This is a genomic window from Shimazuella sp. NTD247, assembly GCF_059510415.1.
This window is the reverse complement of sequence record NZ_JCAJZU010000008.1, coordinates 17,234-35,609: the sequence shown is the minus strand read 5'-3', so window position 1 is coordinate 35,609 and position 18,376 is coordinate 17,234. Positions and strand designations below refer to the sequence as shown.

23 protein-coding genes and 1 pseudogene are annotated in these 18,376 nt (G+C 38.3%); 18 read left to right on the top strand and 6 right to left on the bottom strand.

The window, feature by feature from the left end; genetic code table 11:
• Positions 1–43 precede the first annotated feature (43 nt).
• The 4 genes from AC5WOC_RS18060 (at position 44) to AC5WOC_RS18045 (ending at position 1,639) form a co-directional block, all read left to right on the top strand.
• Positions 44–418 (top strand): EthD family reductase, encoded by a 375-nt coding sequence (locus tag AC5WOC_RS18060; protein WP_496056822.1) that lies wholly within the window; start codon positions 44–46, stop codon positions 416–418.
• Positions 419–441: 23 nt separating this feature from the next.
• The gene (locus AC5WOC_RS18055; protein WP_496056821.1) at positions 442–783 is read left to right on the top strand and encodes a beta/alpha barrel domain-containing protein; all 342 of its coding nucleotides are present in this window, start codon (positions 442–444) and stop codon (positions 781–783) included.
• 159 nt (positions 784–942) lie between these two features.
• The gene (locus tag AC5WOC_RS18050) at positions 943–1,197 is read left to right on the top strand and encodes an AbrB/MazE/SpoVT family DNA-binding domain-containing protein (RefSeq protein ID WP_496056992.1); all 255 of its coding nucleotides are present in this window, start codon (positions 943–945) and stop codon (positions 1,195–1,197) included.
• Positions 1,187–1,639 carry a PIN domain-containing protein gene (locus tag AC5WOC_RS18045; RefSeq protein ID WP_496056820.1) on the top strand — a complete coding sequence of 151 codons (453 nt, stop codon included), beginning with the start codon at positions 1,187–1,189 and terminating at the stop codon, positions 1,637–1,639. Before AC5WOC_RS18050 ends, AC5WOC_RS18045 begins: the two co-directional genes overlap by 11 nt.
• A 42-nt stretch (positions 1,640–1,681) precedes the next feature.
• Here AC5WOC_RS18045 and AC5WOC_RS18040 read toward each other — a convergent pair whose 3' ends face one another.
• Positions 1,682–2,446 carry an ArsR/SmtB family transcription factor gene (locus AC5WOC_RS18040; RefSeq protein WP_496056819.1) on the bottom strand — a complete coding sequence of 255 codons (765 nt, stop codon included), beginning with the start codon at positions 2,444–2,446 and terminating at the stop codon, positions 1,682–1,684.
• Positions 2,447–2,610: 164 nt separating this feature from the next.
• Between AC5WOC_RS18040 and AC5WOC_RS18035 the strand changes: the two genes are divergently transcribed.
• The 8 genes from AC5WOC_RS18035 to AC5WOC_RS18000 all read left to right on the top strand — a co-directional run bounded on the left by AC5WOC_RS18035 (position 2,611) and on the right by AC5WOC_RS18000 (position 8,394).
• Positions 2,611–3,165 (top strand): NADPH-dependent FMN reductase, encoded by a 555-nt coding sequence (locus AC5WOC_RS18035; RefSeq protein ID WP_496056818.1) that lies wholly within the window; start codon positions 2,611–2,613, stop codon positions 3,163–3,165.
• Positions 3,166–3,233: 68 nt separating this feature from the next.
• Positions 3,234–3,578: an ester cyclase gene (locus AC5WOC_RS18030; RefSeq protein WP_496056817.1), complete on the top strand. Its 345-nt coding sequence runs from the start codon at positions 3,234–3,236 to the stop codon at positions 3,576–3,578.
• Between the two features lie 30 nt (positions 3,579–3,608).
• Complete coding sequence (locus AC5WOC_RS18025) at positions 3,609–4,010, top strand: ester cyclase (protein WP_496056816.1); 402 nt, start codon at positions 3,609–3,611, stop codon at positions 4,008–4,010.
• Positions 4,011–4,156: 146 nt separating this feature from the next.
• Positions 4,157–4,459 carry a hypothetical protein gene (locus tag AC5WOC_RS18020; RefSeq protein ID WP_496056815.1) on the top strand — a complete coding sequence of 101 codons (303 nt, stop codon included), beginning with the start codon at positions 4,157–4,159 and terminating at the stop codon, positions 4,457–4,459.
• 209 nt (positions 4,460–4,668) lie between these two features.
• The gene (locus tag AC5WOC_RS18015; protein WP_496056814.1) at positions 4,669–5,220 is read left to right on the top strand and encodes a DUF4309 domain-containing protein; all 552 of its coding nucleotides are present in this window, start codon (positions 4,669–4,671) and stop codon (positions 5,218–5,220) included.
• 408 nt (positions 5,221–5,628) lie between these two features.
• A complete protein-coding gene (locus AC5WOC_RS18010) occupies positions 5,629–5,994 on the top strand; it encodes a DUF1048 domain-containing protein (protein WP_496056813.1) in 366 nt (121 codons plus the stop codon).
• A 231-nt stretch (positions 5,995–6,225) separates the two neighbouring features.
• On the top strand, positions 6,226–7,455 hold the full coding sequence (locus tag AC5WOC_RS18005) for a serine hydrolase domain-containing protein (protein WP_496056991.1): 1,230 nt from the start codon (positions 6,226–6,228) through the stop codon (positions 7,453–7,455).
• Between the two features lie 672 nt (positions 7,456–8,127).
• On the top strand, positions 8,128–8,394 hold the full coding sequence (locus AC5WOC_RS18000; protein WP_496056812.1) for an Lrp/AsnC ligand binding domain-containing protein: 267 nt from the start codon (positions 8,128–8,130) through the stop codon (positions 8,392–8,394).
• Between the two features lie 643 nt (positions 8,395–9,037).
• On the opposite strand, the gene sigJ is transcribed toward AC5WOC_RS18000, so the two are convergent.
• The 3 genes from sigJ to AC5WOC_RS17985 all read right to left on the bottom strand — a co-directional run bounded on the left by sigJ (position 9,038) and on the right by AC5WOC_RS17985 (position 12,118).
• Complete coding sequence (gene sigJ, locus AC5WOC_RS17995) at positions 9,038–9,973, bottom strand: RNA polymerase sigma factor SigJ (protein WP_496056811.1); 936 nt, start codon at positions 9,971–9,973, stop codon at positions 9,038–9,040.
• A complete protein-coding gene (locus AC5WOC_RS17990) occupies positions 9,946–11,127 on the bottom strand; it encodes an NAD(P)/FAD-dependent oxidoreductase (protein WP_496056810.1) in 1,182 nt (393 codons plus the stop codon). Before AC5WOC_RS17990 ends, sigJ begins: the two co-directional genes overlap by 28 nt.
• Positions 11,128–11,404: 277 nt before the next feature.
• Positions 11,405–12,118: an NUDIX domain-containing protein gene (locus tag AC5WOC_RS17985; RefSeq protein ID WP_496056809.1), complete on the bottom strand. Its 714-nt coding sequence runs from the start codon at positions 12,116–12,118 to the stop codon at positions 11,405–11,407.
• Between the two features lie 234 nt (positions 12,119–12,352).
• On the opposite strand from AC5WOC_RS17985, the pseudogene AC5WOC_RS17980 reads away from it, so the two are divergent.
• A pseudogene (locus AC5WOC_RS17980) lies at positions 12,353–12,769 on the top strand (RNA-guided endonuclease TnpB family protein); the annotation flags it as partial.
• Between the two features lie 188 nt (positions 12,770–12,957).
• On the opposite strand, the gene AC5WOC_RS17975 reads toward AC5WOC_RS17980, so the two are convergent.
• Positions 12,958–13,350 (bottom strand): MerR family transcriptional regulator, encoded by a 393-nt coding sequence (locus AC5WOC_RS17975; RefSeq protein ID WP_496056808.1) that lies wholly within the window; start codon positions 13,348–13,350, stop codon positions 12,958–12,960.
• 214 nt (positions 13,351–13,564) lie between these two features.
• Between AC5WOC_RS17975 and AC5WOC_RS17970 the strand changes: the two genes are divergently transcribed.
• Both AC5WOC_RS17970 and AC5WOC_RS17965 read left to right on the top strand, forming a co-directional pair.
• Positions 13,565–14,509: an MBL fold metallo-hydrolase gene (locus AC5WOC_RS17970; RefSeq protein ID WP_496056807.1), complete on the top strand. Its 945-nt coding sequence runs from the start codon at positions 13,565–13,567 to the stop codon at positions 14,507–14,509.
• 50 nt (positions 14,510–14,559) lie between these two features.
• On the top strand, positions 14,560–15,537 hold the full coding sequence (locus tag AC5WOC_RS17965) for an aldo/keto reductase (protein ID WP_496056806.1): 978 nt from the start codon (positions 14,560–14,562) through the stop codon (positions 15,535–15,537).
• A gap of 159 nt (positions 15,538–15,696) precedes the next feature.
• Here the strand turns inward: AC5WOC_RS17965 and AC5WOC_RS17960 are convergent, their stop codons facing one another.
• Positions 15,697–17,007, bottom strand: a complete 1,311-nt coding sequence (locus AC5WOC_RS17960; protein WP_496056805.1) for a helix-turn-helix domain-containing protein — start codon at positions 17,005–17,007, stop codon at positions 15,697–15,699.
• A gap of 235 nt (positions 17,008–17,242) precedes the next feature.
• On the opposite strand from AC5WOC_RS17960, the gene AC5WOC_RS17955 reads away from it, so the two are divergent.
• The 3 genes from AC5WOC_RS17955 (at position 17,243) to AC5WOC_RS17945 (ending at position 18,292) form a co-directional block, all read left to right on the top strand.
• Positions 17,243–17,539, top strand: coding sequence for a hypothetical protein (locus AC5WOC_RS17955; protein WP_496056804.1), 297 nt, complete (start codon positions 17,243–17,245; stop codon positions 17,537–17,539).
• 64 nt (positions 17,540–17,603) lie between these two features.
• Positions 17,604–17,858, top strand: a complete 255-nt coding sequence (locus tag AC5WOC_RS17950; protein ID WP_496056803.1) for a hypothetical protein — start codon at positions 17,604–17,606, stop codon at positions 17,856–17,858.
• A gap of 143 nt (positions 17,859–18,001) precedes the next feature.
• Positions 18,002–18,292 carry a hypothetical protein gene (locus tag AC5WOC_RS17945; RefSeq protein WP_496056802.1) on the top strand — a complete coding sequence of 97 codons (291 nt, stop codon included), beginning with the start codon at positions 18,002–18,004 and terminating at the stop codon, positions 18,290–18,292.
• The last annotated feature ends 84 nt before the right edge of the window (positions 18,293–18,376 follow it).

Genomic DNA, 18,376 nt, shown 5'->3' with positions numbered 1-18,376 from the left:
TCTATAATTTAGCGGTAAAATGATGTTAATAGGAGGTGTAGTAATGTATAAGTTACTGATTATCTTTAAGAAACCGGAAAACGAAGAAGAATTTGAACAATTTTATTATGAAGATTTCCTACCGCTAGCAGTTAATGTAGATGGTTTAGAAAGAATGGAATTGACCAAAATAAAACCCCCTCTTGGGATTACGAGAGATACTTTGTCTCCTTTTGATTTACAAATTGAGATGTATTTTCAAACAAAGCAAGTCTTTGAAATTTTCCTCCATGAAAGTGATATAGGATCGGAGTTTCAAGAAAAGCTAGCATACTATAGTGAGCCGATCTATACATTCGCCTGGGGACAGACCGAAGTTATTAGTAAGTCAGAAATTGTTGCTCGTTATAACGAGCATATGATTCAGTCTTCCCATTAGTTAGCAAAGGATGGTATGCCACAATGAAAATGGAAGCTCTCTTTACAATTCCTGCTGACAAAGAGTTTTTTAATAGACGTGTTCGTAAACATATTTTACCGAAATTATTTCAAATGCCTTACATAGAAAAAATTGAGCTTACACCTTTTTCAGAAACACCAATTGAGTTACAAAAACAATTTTTAGATAAACCGATTTACTATCAAATCGCCATATACTTAAAAGAAGAAGATATTACAAAAACTTTCGATACAGAAGTGGGGCGTGACCTGGCCTCTTATTTGCGTTCGATGGGAGCAGAGGTGATCACTGCTATGGGAGATCATCGAGTATTTTATCGATGGGATCTGGAACAATTAAAATAATTCATATGTTTATCTCAATTTAATTGCAATTTTTATTACTTTTATATGTATAAAACATCTCTTGTTGAAGAGGTGTTTTTTTATATCTATCTTGATTTTCCCTAATTTTCCAACATACAATAAAAAGAAATGGATGAAGGAGAGAGAATATTGAGCCGGGTGAAACTTAACGCAAATAATCAAATCGTCATACCAGAGTATGTACGAGATAAATTGCAATTAGCTCCTGGAGATGTACTTGATTTTCTAGAAAATGAACAAGGTGAGATTATTTTAAAAAAGGCAGATCGAATGGAAACCCTTTTTTCCATTCTCGATGCCATAAATGAAGAAGCAAAAAAAGAAGGCATAGCAGAACAAGATTTATTAATCCAGTGGCAGAAAGTAAGAAGGGAGAGGAGACGTGGAGAATAACAAAAGACTACGAGTTTATGTCGATACCAATATTTTTATATCTCTTCTCGCCTTTCATAGTCAAAAAATGCGTGCATTTTTAGAGCTTGTTCAGAGAGATCATATATTATTGCTTTCAACAGCTGTTTTGGATGAAATCGATGAAGTATTGGCTCGCAGTTTTCCAAAAGCAATTCCGCTCGTCAGCCGAATGCTTCGTTATCTTCAATATGAGCTGATTTCAACTCCAACTCCTAAAGAGCAAGCATATCATGAGATCGTTAAACAATTGCCTCCGATCAAAGATCCTGATGATGTAATCATATTTGTTGGTGCATGGTTAGGAAAATCCGATATCATTGTTTCCCATGATAAAAAGCATTTTCATACAAACGAAGTGAAAAAAGTATTCACGGTGATGACTGCAAACGATTTTTTAATGGCATATGGTCATTCAAAATAAAAAGCTTCTTAGTTTTTGTACCTAAGAAACTTGTTCATAAATTTACGAATCGGCAAGTGTTTTTCCAGTTTCAAGCAGTGTCTTTAACCCAGATATTACAATTGGCAGCCCGTTTTCTAAGATTTTTGCAGTGGTCTCTGCTTGTTCAAACTCGTCATGGATGACAGTTACCAAAGTAGTTCCTGGTATAGCTTCGTGTTCATTTATTTCCCATGTGATACGTGATGGTTTATCGTTTTCGGTTCCCGGAAGGAGATGGAATTTCCAACGAAGTACAAGTTTACGTGGAGGTTCAATATCTAATATAGTTGCTTCAGCCTTTTTTTCTTCTTTATCCCAGAGTTCGAATGATGATTTCATTTCCCAAGTAGATCGTACTGCACAATTAAACCAAAATTTGGATGTTTTTTCCGGATCGGTGAGTGCATCCCATACTTGTTTTGGATTTGCTTTTATTGCTATGCGATGAATGTGTTTTGGTTTCGTATCCACGGTTGATTCACTCTCCAGTTCGTTTTGTAGAGCCGTTAATCCGCTAATCCACGGTTCTGTATATTTGCTGACCCATCTATCATATATTTGTCTTATCGGAATTGCGTTTAAATAATGCAACTTTTCTCGACCGATTTTTTTTGTGGTAATAAGTTCAGCTTCTTCTAATATATTTAGATGTTTCATCACTCCAAACCGCGACATCTCCAATGGTTGACAAAGTTCGTTTAATGTTTGCCCATCTAAGGAGTAAAGCAAATCCAAAAGCTTACGGCGACTTGGGTCAGCAAGTGCTTTAAAGACATCTTTCTCCATTGTTTGATACCACCTTAAAAAAATGTTTATAAAACTATTGACATGTGACCATAAGGTAACATATGATAAGAATATAAAAGGTTACCTTATGGTCACATCTTAGCACAAAGGCAGCTGTCAGTAAATCAAATTGAAAATAACACATAATCAAGAAGGTGAAAAACATGCAAATAACTTTAGTGGCAGGTAGTAATCGCCAAAATGCCAGCAGTACGATGCTGCTTCGGTATATCGAATCCATTTTGTTCAAACGAAACATCTCTGTTTCCTTTATTGATCTAGCAAAATTACAATTACCGCTCTTCACACCTGATAATTGGAATTTTGATGAAAATGTTTTGCAGCTTGTAGATGCAGTAGAGAAGGCAGATGGGTTGATTTTTGCTACACCAGAATACCATGGTTCTATTTCAGGTGTATTGAAAAATGCGCTAGACTATATCAGCATTGACAAAGTAGCTGGAAAGGCAGTGTTATCTGTTAGCTCAGCAGGAGGACCAGTTGGTATCAGTTCTCTTACCCATTTGCAGACAATTGTACGTAGCTTGCATGGTATCAATTGTTCAGAATGGATATCGATTGGATATGGAACAAATACATTCGACGAAGAAGGCGTTCCACAGGATGAAGGAATTAAAGTAAGAATACAATCCGTATTGAAAGACTTCCTAGAATTAACGAGTAAGCTCATGAATAAAACAGTATCTGCGATTTCTTAAAAAGAAAACATAAATTTTTTTAGGCTAAATGTTACCTTTTGGTAACGTATAAAAGGAGATGTTGGCAAATGAGTGCGACGGAACAAAAAAATATAGAGTTAGTAACTAACTTTATTCAAGATACTAGAAATGAAAGCTTATTAAATGAGACAAATCAGTTTTTTTCTTCCCAAATAACACAAGTATTTACAGATCGAAAATATGCAGTGGATGAGACTTTTGTAGACAATGAAAAAGTAATTGCACGAATTGTTATCACTGCTGTGCATGCTGGAAATTTCGCAGGCAATGAATCTACAGGAAAAATAGTTAGACTAACCCAATACCGAGAATTTGAAGTGGTGAATGGAGAGATTGTAAAACACAAAGGCTGGTTTGACACGGGAACACTTTTACCACAATTACAAGGTTAAAAATAGAAAAATATAAAGGAGATGTTTCATATGAACACAGTAGAAAAGCAAAATTTAGAAGTAGTTAGTGCGTTTGTGAAGGAATTTTGGAATAACAATAATTTTGATTGTACGGATCAGTTTTTGTCCGAGAATTATCAAGAACTTGCGTATCAATCCAAAGAAGGATTGAAGAGATTTGCTGCAACAATTTTAGAGTCATTCCCCGACAAAGCTTATACAGTCGAAGAAATGATGACGAAAAATGATAAGGTACTTGTCCGAATGAATGTAAAAGGTACTCATCAAGGAACGTTTTTTGGTACTGCACCCACCGGAAATATGATCTACGTGACCCTTTATCGCCAATATCGTGTGCATGATGGGAAAATCACGGAACATCGTGGCTGGATTGATATGGTTACCATGTGGAGCCAGATTCGAGGAAATTAATTCAAATAATAGGAAGACCTCTACACCATAAGTGTTAGAGGTTTGTATTTACATATCGATATAAAAGTATTTGTTTAATAAATTTTATTTTTATGTTATGCTTCGATGGCCAATGAAGACAAACCTCAAAAAAGGGATAGGGTAAGATGGCTGATTTGGAAAAGTCAGAAGAGCTTATTGAGGAAGCAAGAGAGCTGATCGATTCTGTTTATAGGAGCGTCCGCCAAGGGAAAACGATCACCGAAGAGGAATATAAAGTGCTTTGTCGAGCAATCTTGAAGATGAATGAGGCACTTCCTCTTGTGCAAATTCCTGCTCGAAAGCACAGGCTCGGGCAGAGTATCTCTTACTTGCAGAAGGTGATCATAAATCTCAAAGCTAACAATTGTATTGTCAGTTTTGATACTCAAGTAGCTTATGCACATGCCCAAACTGGGTATCCGACTTAGCCAAATGAGCACAGACTTATGTCTGTGCTCCACATTTACTATCAACATTTTCCAAGATAACAGAAAAGATCGATAAAATTAGGAAAATACACCTTAACAGGCATCGGTTTTAGAAAAATATGATAAAATAATTGGGACAAATAATTTCGATCTTTTTGAAGTTTCCTTTAAGCTTCAAAAAAATAAATTACAAAAATAAAGGGTGTATCATGCGAAAAATTACAAAGCTGATGTTAGCATTAACACTGACTCTAGGGAGCTCGATTATTAATCTCCCCTTGGTTAGCCATGCCTTCGCGTATAACAGCGTAGATGAACAACAAAGTCATAGCGAAACATTAGAAAAATCGAGTGAGTTAGCAGCTCTGGGAAAAGCGATTAATAGCGAGAACTTCGCAGTAGGCTCATTTGGAAAAGACATTATAGAAAAATGGGGAAATCCAGATAGTGCTAATTCCAGTAAAGATGCCTATTTTTATAGCAAGCGAAATATCGAATTTTTCTTATCTGACGATAAAGTAACCCACGTTGTGTCATATGATCCGGCATATGCGAATATTACTTATCAGGAAGTAAAACAAACGTTGGGGCAGCCTGCTGAAGAGACGAGAGGCGAAGAAGGCGTTTATATGACTTATGAATATGGGAAGAAACTTTTGGTCATAGCCTTATATTATGATAAATCAGGTAAAAATCCCGATACGATAAAAAATGTGATTGTTACAGATCAATATAAACGCATGCAAATGATGTTTCGATAAAAACCTCGCTCCGTCATCGGAGCGAGGTTTTATATTACAAGAGAATTTATCTCAGATGACATTGTGATATCAGAATAAAAATCTGTATAAGTAGGCTTTGAGAGAGGAGATTTGGCTATTTTCTATATCTTCCTTGGATCACTTGATTTCAACTTCAACTAACTTCAACAATGCCCTTCTTGTGAACTCATTTTAAGAAAAAAATAAATCAGACTATTGACATTGCTATCTACTTGGTATTACTATATAGGAGTACTGAGTGCTACTTAATAGCTGAGGTCTTGAGAAATTGGACCTTCACAAAAGTTCTACACACTTAATAATGCAGGAGAAAATCAACTCCAAATCTTTTGGTGTAAATGGACTTTTATCGAATCAAAAACTAAGTGAATGAAAGGAAGAATTAGAATGGAAAATATTTTTTCGACCTTAAAAAGATGGAAACAAGAAAAAGCGGAATATAAACTTTACAAAAAACGAATTAATGATCTGCCAAGGGATTATCAGATCGTGATGGATGAGGTTGAGAAATTTTTATGGAATTCTTCATCCAACCATGAATCCGGCATGATTATGTTTAAAATGCTGCAAGATATACTAGAATTTTTTGAATCAAATGCCCAAGAAGGAAAGGATGTGCTTGATGTAGTGGGACAGGATATTGGCGGTTTTTGCGATGACCTGTTACATGAGCTTCAAGGGCAGACCTGGATCGGAAAAAGAAAAGAGCAAATGAGCGAAAAAATTCGTAAAAAGCTCGGTAAAGTGGAATAACGAAAGCATCAAAATATACTGCAACTCTTCCAAAAAAGAAAAATCAACCTATTGACACAACCATCTACTTAATACTACTATATAGTAGTACTAAGTGATAATTAGTAGATAAACCGCTTTGAGAAATTTGACCGAGATTCTAATGAGAGAAGATTTATGTCTACTACACAAAAAAAGAATACGACAGAAGATTTCCGATCACCAAAAAATAGAAAAAAGGAGAGATTTATGATGGGACAAAATAACAAAGGATTTTCTGAAACAGGGTTAAGAAAGATGCGAGAGGTGCTGGCACGGCATGTCGATTCCGGGAAGATTCCAGGGCTCGTAGCCTTAGTCAGCCGAAACGGTGAGACACACGTCGAAGCGCTCGGCACGATGCTTCATGATGGTGGTGCACCAATGCGCCGGGACACGATCTTCAGATTGGCGTCCACTACCAAGCCGATCACGGTTTCACCAGTGATGATCCTTCTCGACGAGTGCAAACTACATTTGGACGATCCAGTAGACAAATGGCTACCTGAACTGGCCAACCGACAGGTACTGAAACAGCCTGACGGCCCGCTGGACGAAACTGTACCGGCGCGTCGCCCGATCACTGTACGAGATCTGCTGACCTCCACATTCGGGCTCGGAATGGATCTTCCTTTGATGGGTTCCCCGATCATGAACGCGTTTTTCGAGAGTGGGATATATGACACGCCAGAGGTGGTTTTGCCAGATCCGGATGAGTGGATGCGACGCCTAGGTACACTTCCACTGAGCTATCAACCTGGAGAGCGGTGGCAGTACCATATCAGCCTCGAAGTGCTTGGTGTGCTCATTGCCAGAGTCACTGGGCAAACATTCGAGTCGTTCCTGCGTGAACGCATCCTCGATCCTCTGGGAATGAAGGACACCGGTTTCTATGTGCCCGAGAGCAAGATTGACCGACTGCCACCTGCTTACATCCCCAATCCGCAGACCGGAGAGTTCGATGTGTGGGACAAGGCTGCAGGCGGACGCTTCAGCAAACCTCCAAAGTTCCAAGCAGGCGGTGGTGGGCTGGTCTCAACCGTTGATGATTATCATGCGTATTTACAGATGCTATTAAATCAAGGGACGCATGGGAACAAACGAATTCTGTCCCAACCAGCAGTCCAGCTGATGACCACCAACCGCCTCACACCTGAACAACTAGCCATCCGGGAAGACCTGGCCAAAAACAACGTCCATCTGTCATTCGGTCAAGGACAGCAAGGCGGATGGGGTTTTGGGATGGCAGTGCGAACCTACCAAGCTGACTATGCGTCCATCGGACAGTTCGGATGGGATGGCGGAGCTGGTACCGCAGCGTATGCAGATCCAGACAAACAGTTCATCGGAATTCTGTTTACTCAAGTTGGGATGTCCACTCCGGATTCATCACATCTTATCCAAGACTTCTGGACCACAGTTTATCAGGCAATCGAAGACTAACATCGAATGGTGTGTCAGAATCATGCCCGTGAAAACTGCAATCTAGAACTATCTTTTCAGTTAACTATTGCCTTTTCTATGGTCAGTCAAGACTTAAAGAAAAACGCCAAAACGTAGGATAATCCTAGGCTTGGCGTTTTTTGTTAATATGAAATTCTAATAGTAGGATTTACATTTGACAACTCCATACGGCTAAAGCCGTTGGATTCTTGGGACGATAGCCTCATGACTATTTCATTACCAAGCTAAACCCGTGCGCCCCACGGTTTATGTTTGTTGTTTTTTTCTTTGCCTCGTGCAAACTTGGTTTTCGTCTGTTGCGACTATACATATATTGCCATGCGAATGTTTGTTTGTGAATTTATTTTTTCCAAAGGTTGAACTGCTGAAGGGAAATACCTTCCCCTCGTTCGATGCTCGCTTTCATCCCACGATTTAAATCGTGGGTTTTCTCGCTCGCAATGCTATAATATTCATCTACTATAGTTTTTTTCAATATTTGGTTTTTATTTTTCATTTAGCGGATTCCATAACGCTTTTTTAATTGATTTTTTTAACAGAAAATCATTTGTCGAAACAACATTGGCATAGAACCCATTAAGCGCTCTGATAAATGCATAATGAGCCTGTTTAGCGGGAACGACCTTACCTTGATAAGATAACTCCCTGAAATTGGGATTTCCATATACTGCGTTTGTCATTATGTTTATGAATTCGGCAAAGCATCATGCTTCTTTTATTCGCTTCATTGAAGAGCAAAGTGAGGTAATGGAGGCTCATCGGATATCAGGAGATGGGTGTTATCATTTAAAAATAAAAGTGAAATCCCAAGAACAATTGAACGCTCTTCTCAATAAACTGCTCGATCATGGGAATTATAGTTTATATTTATCGATACAAGAGATAAAAAAACTGCATGTGTTAACTGCAAAATCGTAATGAATTGAGAAGAATGATGATAAATGAATATGACACCTACTTTTGAAAGAGCTGGCTGATCCTTAAAAACATCTAAGCACCAACCAAAATTCAATTTGAATTATTACATCATATGAGTAAAAAAAGCCAATTTCCTCTGCTTTCGAGAATTGGCTTTTTGACCGTTTTAGAGTGAAATCTTGATAGTATATTTTTTCCTAGCTCTATAGATTGTTGATAACCAGCCGATTATCAAAATGGTCTTGCCTTGAAGTCGAAAATACTCTGGTAGTACTTCCTATAAGCAAATAGAAGGTAGATTTCCAAAAGAACCAGTACAATAGCTAAAGGCAAGAGAGACCAATCTTCAAAGATATGGAAAGCTAAAATATTAGCTATAATGGGTGATAAACCTGCTAGAGCAAGTGGTACGAAGCGTCCCCAAACTAGCAAAATCCCTAATATTAGTTCCGTTGATTTCTCAAAAAATAGTAAATATTTCATTGTGAACAGTTCCATAGCTTTTGGGCTTGTTGGCAAAAATGCTTCTAATCCAAAAAACACGAACAAACCGTTTAATCCTGCAAGAATAAAAACAAGTCCAAGTATCCATTGACTTCCATATATCGTCCATTTTTCATGTGATATCCCTCCTAGATGATTATTAAATTCTGAATGAATCGATCGTAGCAGTAGTTAATTGCAAAGTTTTAGCAATGGATTTTAATTTATCGGGATTAAAAATAAGATAAAAATTACTTACTTCATTATTCGCTACTCTTAAAGCTAGAATTCCTATTAAATGCTTCTCATCAATTATGGCTAAGCCTGTTTCTCCATTCATATTAATCGGGGTTAAAGAAAGAGTCTCATCATTTGTAATTTGAGACATTTTATATAGACCAGTCAAATATTGTACAATTCGGTCACGAGTTACAATTGGTTTAACAGCTGTTTTAACCTTTCCACCTCCATCTGTATATGCAATTGCATCCTCGGCAATCAACTGAACAAATTTATCCAATTGACCGGATTGAATCGCTTCTAAAAATATACGGATAAAGGATTCTGTATTTTGTGACTGATGAATAGGTTGTTCTTCAAAATTAATTCTTGCCTTCCCCCGGCTGTTGATTTTCCGGCAATTAGCCTCCGTTTTTTCGATGATCTCGGCAATTTCCGAATACTCAAATTCAAACACCTCTCGCAACAGAAATACTGCACGTTCTACAGGATTCAATTCCTGTAACAAAATCAACAATGCAAATGAAAGTGTTTCCGTTTGAAGCATTTCCTCCTCAGGGCTTTTCTTTTTAAAATCCAATAACAGTGGTTCTGGAAGCCATGATCCTACATAGATTTCTCGCTTTTTTTGAGCAGACTTCAGATTGTCTAAACAATAGTTCATCGTAACTTTTGCTAGAAAGGATTTCCCATCGCGAATGCGGGAGCGATCATACTGGCGAATATTTAAATAAACATCCTGGATCACATCTTCAGCATCTGTTACGGTTCCCATCATTCGGTAAGCTAGGCCAAAAAGAAAGTTTCGATGCTCCATATAAATTGTGTCTATTTCACTGTACTGGCGGTCTCCCATAAGTACTCTTTCACCTTTCTGGCAAGTGTGCCTGAAATAACGAAGTCGATACCCCATCTCTTTGCCCACAGAAAGCCGTCATTTGGTCCCAATGCAATACAATAACTGTTCATTAGTAAATCTTGATGAACAGGTGCTGATTTACCTGTCATATCTAATCTCATAATCTTACCAAGACGCTTAGCTTGCATCATAGCCTCTTTGCAATTCATTCCATCTGGTTGCCCAGTTTTTGGATCAGTAATATGTGCACAGTCTCCTATGGAGTATATATTTTTTTGCCCATTTACACGATAACTCGTATCTGCTAATAATCGACCATCTTGATGTAAGGGAAGTCCAAGTTGCTGAACAAGTGGATTTGGTGAAGTTCCAAGTGCCCATACACAAAGATCTGTGGATATTTGACCATTGTTTAACTCTACCACTCCGTTTTTAAATTGAATCACTTTGGTATTTTTTATAAGTTTAACGCCTAATCTATTGAGTCTTTGTTCTAATTGCTTTCCTATTTTACTAGAAGCTTCAGGAAGCAGCCGATCACCAGAGTGTATTAAACTAACTGTCTTCCGATTTTTGCTAAAATCAAACGAATTACTTTTTTCCCTGAGGTAGGTGGCTAATTCTGCAGCGATTTCAATTCCAGATATGCCGCCTCCTACAACTACAGCATGCAATAGGTTTTCTCGCTCTACCGAATTACTTGCTTGTTTTGCTTTTATGGTAAGTAATTTTAGTTTACGTTGCATCGCTTCTACGTCTGCCTCTCCTCGCAAAACAAATCCTTCATAATCCCCGGCGGGTTTTTTTATGACACTTCCAACAGAAATAACAAGCTGGTCGTATGGAAGTGTTTCACAGTGATTCTCCAAAGTCCTATACTGAATCATTTGTTGATTTGGTAAGATGTCCATTAGTTCTCCTTGTAACAAATCTACGTTATTCCAATTGTATGAGTGAAATGGAACACATAAATCAACTGGACGTGTGGGAGCTTTTACTAACACTACTTTTCTAAAATGATAGGATTGCTTATCAAGTAAAATCAAGCGAATACTGTTCCCTATTTCATTTCCCCATTCTTTGCGAAGCGATTCTATCGTGTGCAATCCTGCATATCCGCCTCCGACAACAATAATGTTTTTCTGTTTCATAATAGTTTCTCCCCCCATGTTGTGGTCTACTATTATGACGAGATAGGATCTTATTTTGTGACAGGAAGATTATTTCATTTTGATGAGTAGGGATGGGGATGATATTTTTATATTGATCTTATTCCGATTAAATATTAAGAATATTTATACTATTTTCCCCATTTCTTTCTCCTAGTTTGATGAGCATGTGGTAGTACCCCTGCATGTACTAACATGGAATGATTCGTAAAATTGGCGCGGGGCACCTGAGTTAAAAATTCAGGTGCCCCGCAAATTGTTATGAAAGACCATGTGCTCGAAGTTCGTAACGCGATAGACTGAGCGCAGTCTTGACGCAATTGGTCACTTCTGCTGCCTGGGACCTTGGTACGAACAGCACCTGCGTCTTTTCGCCTTCTTCGGCAAGTCCGCCAAATCGCTTGTGCAGTCGAGTGATCTGATCTCGCTTCATATCAGTAACCACACAGAGCATGCGTGCCCGTTCATCTGTACCGCCAGGACTTACCAGCAGAGGTTGATCAATCAAGTAGAACATCTCACTCCACTTGATCTCAAACCCGAGTTCTTCATCAAGTTCGCGAAGCCCAGCGATTGTGACCTCTTCGCCATCATCTACCATACCCGATGGGTTAGAGATACAGTAGTTTTTTGCTCCTGGTACACGCGGCTGTGCGACGAAGATAACATATTCCTCTCCTTCGCATCGAACGATCGGGAGGATATCCACTGTGTCACCACGGAGGTGAGCCCCGGTTCGATGGAGCTTCCTGCCGTCCACGTCACACGCGTCCGCCAGAACGTACATCATCTTCGGTACCGGTACAGGATTGCCCCACTTGAGGACGTCACACACATAGACCCGGGAGAGAGTCATTCCCTCTTCCGCCAGTCGGTCGACCCATTGGGTGAAGACTGCTGAGCGACATACCTCATCTACGGTAACGTTGTCAACACCGGGTGCTAGGATGACCTTCTTCGGAGACAGAGACATGGCATTTCCTTTCAGGTGTCAGGGATCATAACTTATTTTATTATAACATTGCAAGCGAGAAAACCCACGATTTAAATCGTGGGATGAAAGCGAGCATCAGAAGAAGATACTTTTTTGTTCTTTCGTAAGTTTGACTATTTTTCAGATAAGCTTGACAAGTAACGAACATACGATCTGTAATATTTGCAAAATTCCAACAAGGGGGTGATTCCATGCATAAAGCTTTTTCTTATCCAAGTTGCTCGCATCCATGAAAAAATCACCCATGCCCGCCATGATTTTTTACAGAAACTATCGACAAAACTGGTGAACGAAAACCAAGTCATCAGCATCGAAACGCTGCAAGTAAAAAACATGGTGAAGAATCAGAAGCTGTCGAAATCGATCACGGATGCTTCGTGGTCGGAGTTTGTTACGATGTTAGAATACAAAGCGAAAGAATACGGAAGGAAGTTGGTGAAAGTGGGAAAATCCTTCCCGTCCAGTCAGCTTTGTTCGAGTTGTGGCTATAAAAACAAAGAAGTGAAGCAACTCCAGCTACGAGAATGGACATGCCCAGAATGTGGCGTTCCCCATGATCGAGACATCAATGCAGCCAAAAATATAGTAAAAGAAGGTAGAAGATTACTTGCCGTGGGGCTCACGGTCTAAGCTTGGTAAACTTCCTTGGATTACCGAGAATTACCCAAGAATCCCATGGCTTTAGCCGTGTGGAGTTGTCAAACTACAAATATTTGAAATTCATATTGAGTTTCGAGACCATTAAATAATGCTTCTAATAAATAGTGGTTATTTTTTCCATAGGATCACACTGTTATTATCTAGTATTTCGCATACCTTCATTTGGTAAGTTCGTGGTATAGTGTAAGCTTTTCTTTGGCGAGGGAAATAATGTACTCAAGTTCCTGCCGTTTGGCTTCCAATTCTACCAAATGCTTCTCAAGAATTTCAATCCGTTTGTGTAAAGTAGGAGTAAAATTAGCAAGATTTTCCCCTTGTTGAATTTTATCCAGCACACAGCCTTCGCGAGTAAATTCCGTAATCTCCTCAAGCGATAAACCCAATTTTTTTAATCTATTCAAACATTGAATATACAAAACTTCACTTTCCGTATAGATACGTGCTCCTCCGTTTTTCCGATTTGGTTCATGCAGCACCCCTATTTTCTCATAATAACGAATGGTATAAGGAGTTAGCCCTGTTTTTTCTGACACTTGACTTATAGAAAGCATTGTTTTATTGCCTCCTTTTTCTATATCGATATTGGAAATTATTATACATCTTAAAGTTAACTCGAAGTCAATATTTGTATTCGCCTATAACTTCATTCTTAAAATTTTCTTGACTTCGAGTTAACTCAAACTTGTAAGTTAAAGTTGTTAATTAATACATGAAAAAATAATGGATAGCAGTTATTAGCAAAAAAATTTTAAGGAGATAAAAACAATGGACAACGAATATTTCACAATTCAACAGGCATCGGAAGGTATTTGGGGTGCTATTTCGGTTCCGGGCAGCGGTTCTCTTGGAAATGCTGCAATTATAGATCTTGGCGATTTGACCATTGTGGTCGACACAACTAACCTGCCACATGCTGGTACTTTATTGCGTCATACTGCTGAACAGTTAACAAACAAACCGGTTAAATATGTAGTGAATACACATTTTCATGGGGATCATGTCAATGGCAATCAGGAATTTCCCAAAAGCGATTTTATATCTACTGTTTGGACAAGAGATTTGCTAACTGATATGGGAAAAGTGAATATTGATTTCATGCAACAAAACACTCAGAAATTAATCAGTAGCCTAAATCAAGTTCGTTCACAACAAAAAGATCCGCATATGTTAACCGAAATAGATTATGATCTTTCTGTGCAGAGTGCCTTGTACGATGCTATTCCTTCTCTTCGTAGGGTGATACCCACGATAACTTTTGAAGATAAACTAGTTATTAAAGGAACAAAGCGAACTGTTGAAGTTTTATCCTACGGGGGCGGTCATTCTTTAAGTGATGCCGTTGTGTACGTTCCTGAAGAACGAACCTTAATTGCCGGCGATTTAATAACCACCAAAACGATTCCAGTCATGCCATACGGTAATCCATACGCTTGGATACGTATCCTTCGACGCATTCAAAAAAATCTCAAAGTAGATACTGTTATTCCGGGTCATGGAGATGTGTCTAATTCAGATAGAATTCCAGATGTCATTCGTTTTTTGGAAGAGACGATTGCTTATGTTTCTAAAGCCGCTACGAGCGGGAAATCAGAGTCTTACTGGTTGGATCAAGGTGTCTTAAAAGGCTATGAAGATTGGCATCTATCTCAGTATTTCAGATGGAATTTTCGCTGGCTCTTCAACATTATGCTTGTTCAAAACAATAGATGAAACAACAAACACCATGTGTTTGCCAAATAAATATAGAGAAGAGGGTAAATATGAAATATGTGAAGCTTGGTCGTACTGGTTTGGATGTATCTCCTATCGCACTTGGCTGCATGAGCTATGGAATTTCTGAGCGTGGAAACCATACATGGGTAATTGAGGAGACACAGAGCCGTTTTTTTATTAAAAAAGCTCTAGATTTAGGCATTAATTTCTTTGACACAGCTAATATATATTCTGATGGAACGAGTGAAGAGATTTTAGGAAGGGCATTAAAAGACTTTGCGAAGAGGGATGAAGTCGTGATAGCAACCAAAGTATGCAATCCTGTTCATACTGGACCCAATGGACGCGGGTTATCGCGTAAAGCAATCATGACGGAGATCGATAAAAGTTTGAAAAGACTCAACACTGACTATGTGGATCTCTACCAAATCCATAGATGGGATAGTACCACACCGATCGAGGAAACAATGGAGGCACTTCATGATATTGTAAAAGCTGGAAAAGTCCGATATATTGGAGCTTCTTCCATGTATGCCTGGCAATTCCAAATGGCAAATCACATCGCCCAAATAAATGGTTGGACTCGTTTTGTATCAATGCAAAATTATTTAAACTTACTGTACCGGGAAGAAGAACGTGAAATGCTGCCTCTATGTGAAGCGGACGAAGTGGCTGTCATACCTTGGAGTCCTCTGGCCCGTGGACGATTGGCTCGGAAATGGAACGAAATAAGTGAACGCTCACAGAAGGATTTCTTATTTAAATCTTTATCCTCAGCTATGGAGAAGTCAGATAGAAAAGTCGTTGAAATAGTTGGTGAGATTGCAGCAGAACACAACGTTCCTCCTGCTCAAATTGCATTGACTTGGGTTATGCAGAAAACAGCCGTAACTGCTCCAATTGTAGGTGCAACGAAGCTCGATCATCTTGATGATGCGGTTAAAGCCTTGACAATCAATCTTACGCCTGAAGAAGTCGCACGTCTTGAAGCGCCTTATGTTCCTCATCCTGTGCTCGTAATCTGAGAAAAAATAAGCTTATTACTAGTAAAATCCTACCATTGGCATCTGATTAACATTAAGGAGCACCTTCCGAATTTGAAACGATTCAGGAGCTGTTCCTTAATGTATTTTTTCAGGTTTAGGAAAAATAGTCATACTAATCTTCTGGCGGTTTAGTAAAATTCATAATGACCACCTCCTATTATCATTTAAAGTGATTTGGTAATGCTGATCCAATAGTTCGAAGTATTTTTTTTGATCAGAGTTACGGTAACACTTTGCAAGTTTGAGAAGCAATGGCTCCATTTGGTGGAATTTATTATATTTTTCATAGATTTCAATAGCTTCTCCATAAGCAAGTTTTGCTTTTTCTATTTTGTTTTGTTCCATGTAGTTATCGCCTAGAAATTCTAGTGAATAAGCCAATTTTAATTTATAAGGAAATCTTTTTGATGTTCGGACAGCAACCGAATACATTTCATATGCTTTTTGCAATTGATTTGTTTTTTGATATAGCTTGCCCATTTCTATGTAACATTCAATGATTAAAAATATGTCTTGGCTTTGAGCTATCATGTTAGTTGCTGATTGAAAGCATATTTCTGCGTTTTGTACATCCCCTTGTTTATCATAGCATTCACCTAAAGCAATCCAAAGATAACTAGCTTGAGGATATCGACGATTAATCCTTGCTATGGTTAATGCTTCTTCTGCTAATTGAACTGCTTCGTTGTATCTATTTAACTTTGTTAATATTCTCGTTTTCATTTCATACATACCTAAAAGTACTTCACTGCTTAAAATGCTGTTTCGGATCGACCATAAATACTCTAGTTCCAATAATGCTTCTTCGTTACGATTTAATTTTTCTAAGTAAATTACTTTGCTGATTGAGAGAAATGATTGAATATACTCTCTTTCTCCATCTTGCTCAAATTTATCTAAGCCTTTGCAAATATACTCAAGAGCTTTTTCCAACTCATCCTCATAAAAGCAAATCCTTCCCAATGCGTGGTAACTCGCAGGGGAAAAGTTATATTTTCGCAGTTCTGGATCATCATTTTGCGTTACTTGTAAGTAAAGTACCTTTGCTTTTTCGGGTTTTCCTTTGCGTTCCCAATATCGCGCCTTTAAATAAAGATGCCAGATGCGATGATACTCGGAGTCGGGTTTGATTTTGCGCAGCTCGTCCCATGCTTCATCAGGTGAGATCATATTCAAATGATTTTCAATCGAGAGCAGTTTTAGTGACAGATCCAGTTCACTTTCTTCCTCTTCGACTTGCTGGTATTTTTTCATATTAACATCTAACTGTTCACACAAATAAGCGATTTTTTCTTTGCTGACGGAAACGCTGCCGCGTTCCATTCTACTGATGGTTCCTGTGGACAGAAAACCTTCTAAGGAGAGATCTTCTTGGCGAAAGCCCTTTCTTTTTCTCGCTTCTCTGATTTCCATCGCTAGTTCTGCTGTGACGTAGAGATGCGATTTCATATGCATCACCTCAAAAAAATTTTTTCGTTAGTTTGTACGACAAACAATAAATTTCAATGAAACTCATGTTGTTTACAAAGAACTTTGGTTAAAATTCGCCAAAAAACCCGGAATTTTAATGAAAATCGTAGAATATTATTTATTATTCAAATTAATTTCATTATTGGTAAAATTTATTATACTATGCGATTATGTCTTTGAAAATATTTTTTGTTATTTTTAGGAGGTATTTGTGTTGATTCAATTACAAATCTCTGGGCAAATCGCAGAAGTACAAGCTTTTGTGCAATATCTTGGGGAACAACCATACTTTGATGTGGATGAAAGAGAGGAAGAGAAGGGATATGATCATTACACATTAATGTGTACAGTGAAAACAAACCTGCTGAAGCCTTCACTCCGGACACTTCATGAGCTCCACATTGTAACGGAGGAACAGCAAAAAGTCGTTATTGCCCTGTTGGATGCCAAAGTAAAACGGGAAGGAAAACGGACAATCATCTCTGGTTTGAGCTATGATATTTTTTCTTGAGGAATAATATTATTACAATTATAATTATTTTGTTATCATCGGGTATCTATATAAGAGAGAGAAAATGTCCGAGCAGCAGCTGGCAATGACAAAGGAACTTGCTTCTAAGTATCTTTCCCTATGGGGAAACATGACAAAGGATATTGTCGAACGGCAAGGTGCTATCCAAACACTTTCTTCCGATAATACGCTAAAGGAAGAAAAGGCAATGCAGGATGCAAGTTCTGTGTACTTCCGAAGTCTGACAGATATCATTCACCAAATTCCTGAAGGATATAAACCGTATTTTTGGGAGTTGGTTAAACCCTACTCTAGTTAACAAGTAGCCTTTGTCATGCCCTGTCTCCTCTAAATGAATTAGGGGAGGCAGTTCAATTTTAAGGAAGTGAGATTATTCTATTTCTTATGTAAAAATGCTATACTCTTTATGTCCCCTCGAAAGCCTCTAGAAAGATCACGCCCATGCCTAAAGCAACTGCATTGAGCGTCGAAGAACTAGTAGCGATTTATCCAAAAGTGATCAAAGATTATATACATGCCTGTAATCAGGTAGGAGATAAAGTTGAAGATTTTTCAGATCTCAAAACATTGAGAAGGAAGAGTAAAAGTCAAACAATCCGTAGGCTAAGCTCGAAAAAGTGCCAAGAGGCAGCGAAAGCATATGATGAACTACTCGAGGCAGTAAATGGACTTAAAACCGAGCAAGAAAGAAATAAATTCTGGAGATTGGTCAAGAATTTGGAGGTTGGTTGAGCAAAAGTAGCTTATTAACCAAACTCAAACACCCCTTTATCAAATAGATGATAGAGGGGTGTCGTGATTTTCGGGAGTATATTT

What these genes read in the sequence shown, in the direction of transcription:
- AC5WOC_RS18015 (WP_496056814.1), top strand. Translation starts at nt 4,669, where the DNA reads ATGCGAAAAATTACAAAGCTGATGTTAGCATTAACACTGACTCTAGGG.
- AC5WOC_RS18030 (WP_496056817.1), top strand. Translation starts at nt 3,234, where the DNA reads ATGAGTGCGACGGAACAAAAAAATATAGAGTTAGTAACTAACTTTATT.
- AC5WOC_RS17990 (WP_496056810.1), bottom strand. Translation starts at nt 11,127, where the DNA reads ATGAAACAGAAAAACATTATTGTTGTCGGAGGCGGATATGCAGGATTG.
- AC5WOC_RS17970 (WP_496056807.1), top strand. Translation starts at nt 13,565, where the DNA reads ATGGACAACGAATATTTCACAATTCAACAGGCATCGGAAGGTATTTGG.
- AC5WOC_RS17975 (WP_496056808.1), bottom strand. Translation starts at nt 13,350, where the DNA reads ATGCTTTCTATAAGTCAAGTGTCAGAAAAAACAGGGCTAACTCCTTAT.
- AC5WOC_RS17960 (WP_496056805.1), bottom strand. Translation starts at nt 17,007, where the DNA reads ATGAAATCGCATCTCTACGTCACAGCAGAACTAGCGATGGAAATCAGA.
- AC5WOC_RS17950 (WP_496056803.1), top strand. Translation starts at nt 17,604, where the DNA reads ATGTCCGAGCAGCAGCTGGCAATGACAAAGGAACTTGCTTCTAAGTAT.
- AC5WOC_RS18005 (WP_496056991.1), top strand. Translation starts at nt 6,226, where the DNA reads ATGGGACAAAATAACAAAGGATTTTCTGAAACAGGGTTAAGAAAGATG.
- AC5WOC_RS17965 (WP_496056806.1), top strand. Translation starts at nt 14,560, where the DNA reads ATGAAATATGTGAAGCTTGGTCGTACTGGTTTGGATGTATCTCCTATC.
- AC5WOC_RS17985 (WP_496056809.1), bottom strand. Translation starts at nt 12,118, where the DNA reads ATGTCTCTGTCTCCGAAGAAGGTCATCCTAGCACCCGGTGTTGACAAC.
- AC5WOC_RS18040 (WP_496056819.1), bottom strand. Translation starts at nt 2,446, where the DNA reads ATGGAGAAAGATGTCTTTAAAGCACTTGCTGACCCAAGTCGCCGTAAG.
- AC5WOC_RS18055 (WP_496056821.1), top strand. Translation starts at nt 442, where the DNA reads ATGAAAATGGAAGCTCTCTTTACAATTCCTGCTGACAAAGAGTTTTTT.
- AC5WOC_RS18025 (WP_496056816.1), top strand. Translation starts at nt 3,609, where the DNA reads ATGAACACAGTAGAAAAGCAAAATTTAGAAGTAGTTAGTGCGTTTGTG.
- AC5WOC_RS18060 (WP_496056822.1), top strand. Translation starts at nt 44, where the DNA reads ATGTATAAGTTACTGATTATCTTTAAGAAACCGGAAAACGAAGAAGAA.
- AC5WOC_RS18035 (WP_496056818.1), top strand. Translation starts at nt 2,611, where the DNA reads ATGCAAATAACTTTAGTGGCAGGTAGTAATCGCCAAAATGCCAGCAGT.
- AC5WOC_RS18010 (WP_496056813.1), top strand. Translation starts at nt 5,629, where the DNA reads ATGGAAAATATTTTTTCGACCTTAAAAAGATGGAAACAAGAAAAAGCG.
- AC5WOC_RS17945 (WP_496056802.1), top strand. Translation starts at nt 18,002, where the DNA reads ATGCCTAAAGCAACTGCATTGAGCGTCGAAGAACTAGTAGCGATTTAT.
- sigJ (WP_496056811.1), bottom strand. Translation starts at nt 9,973, where the DNA reads ATGGGAGACCGCCAGTACAGTGAAATAGACACAATTTATATGGAGCAT.
- AC5WOC_RS18020 (WP_496056815.1), top strand. Translation starts at nt 4,157, where the DNA reads ATGGCTGATTTGGAAAAGTCAGAAGAGCTTATTGAGGAAGCAAGAGAG.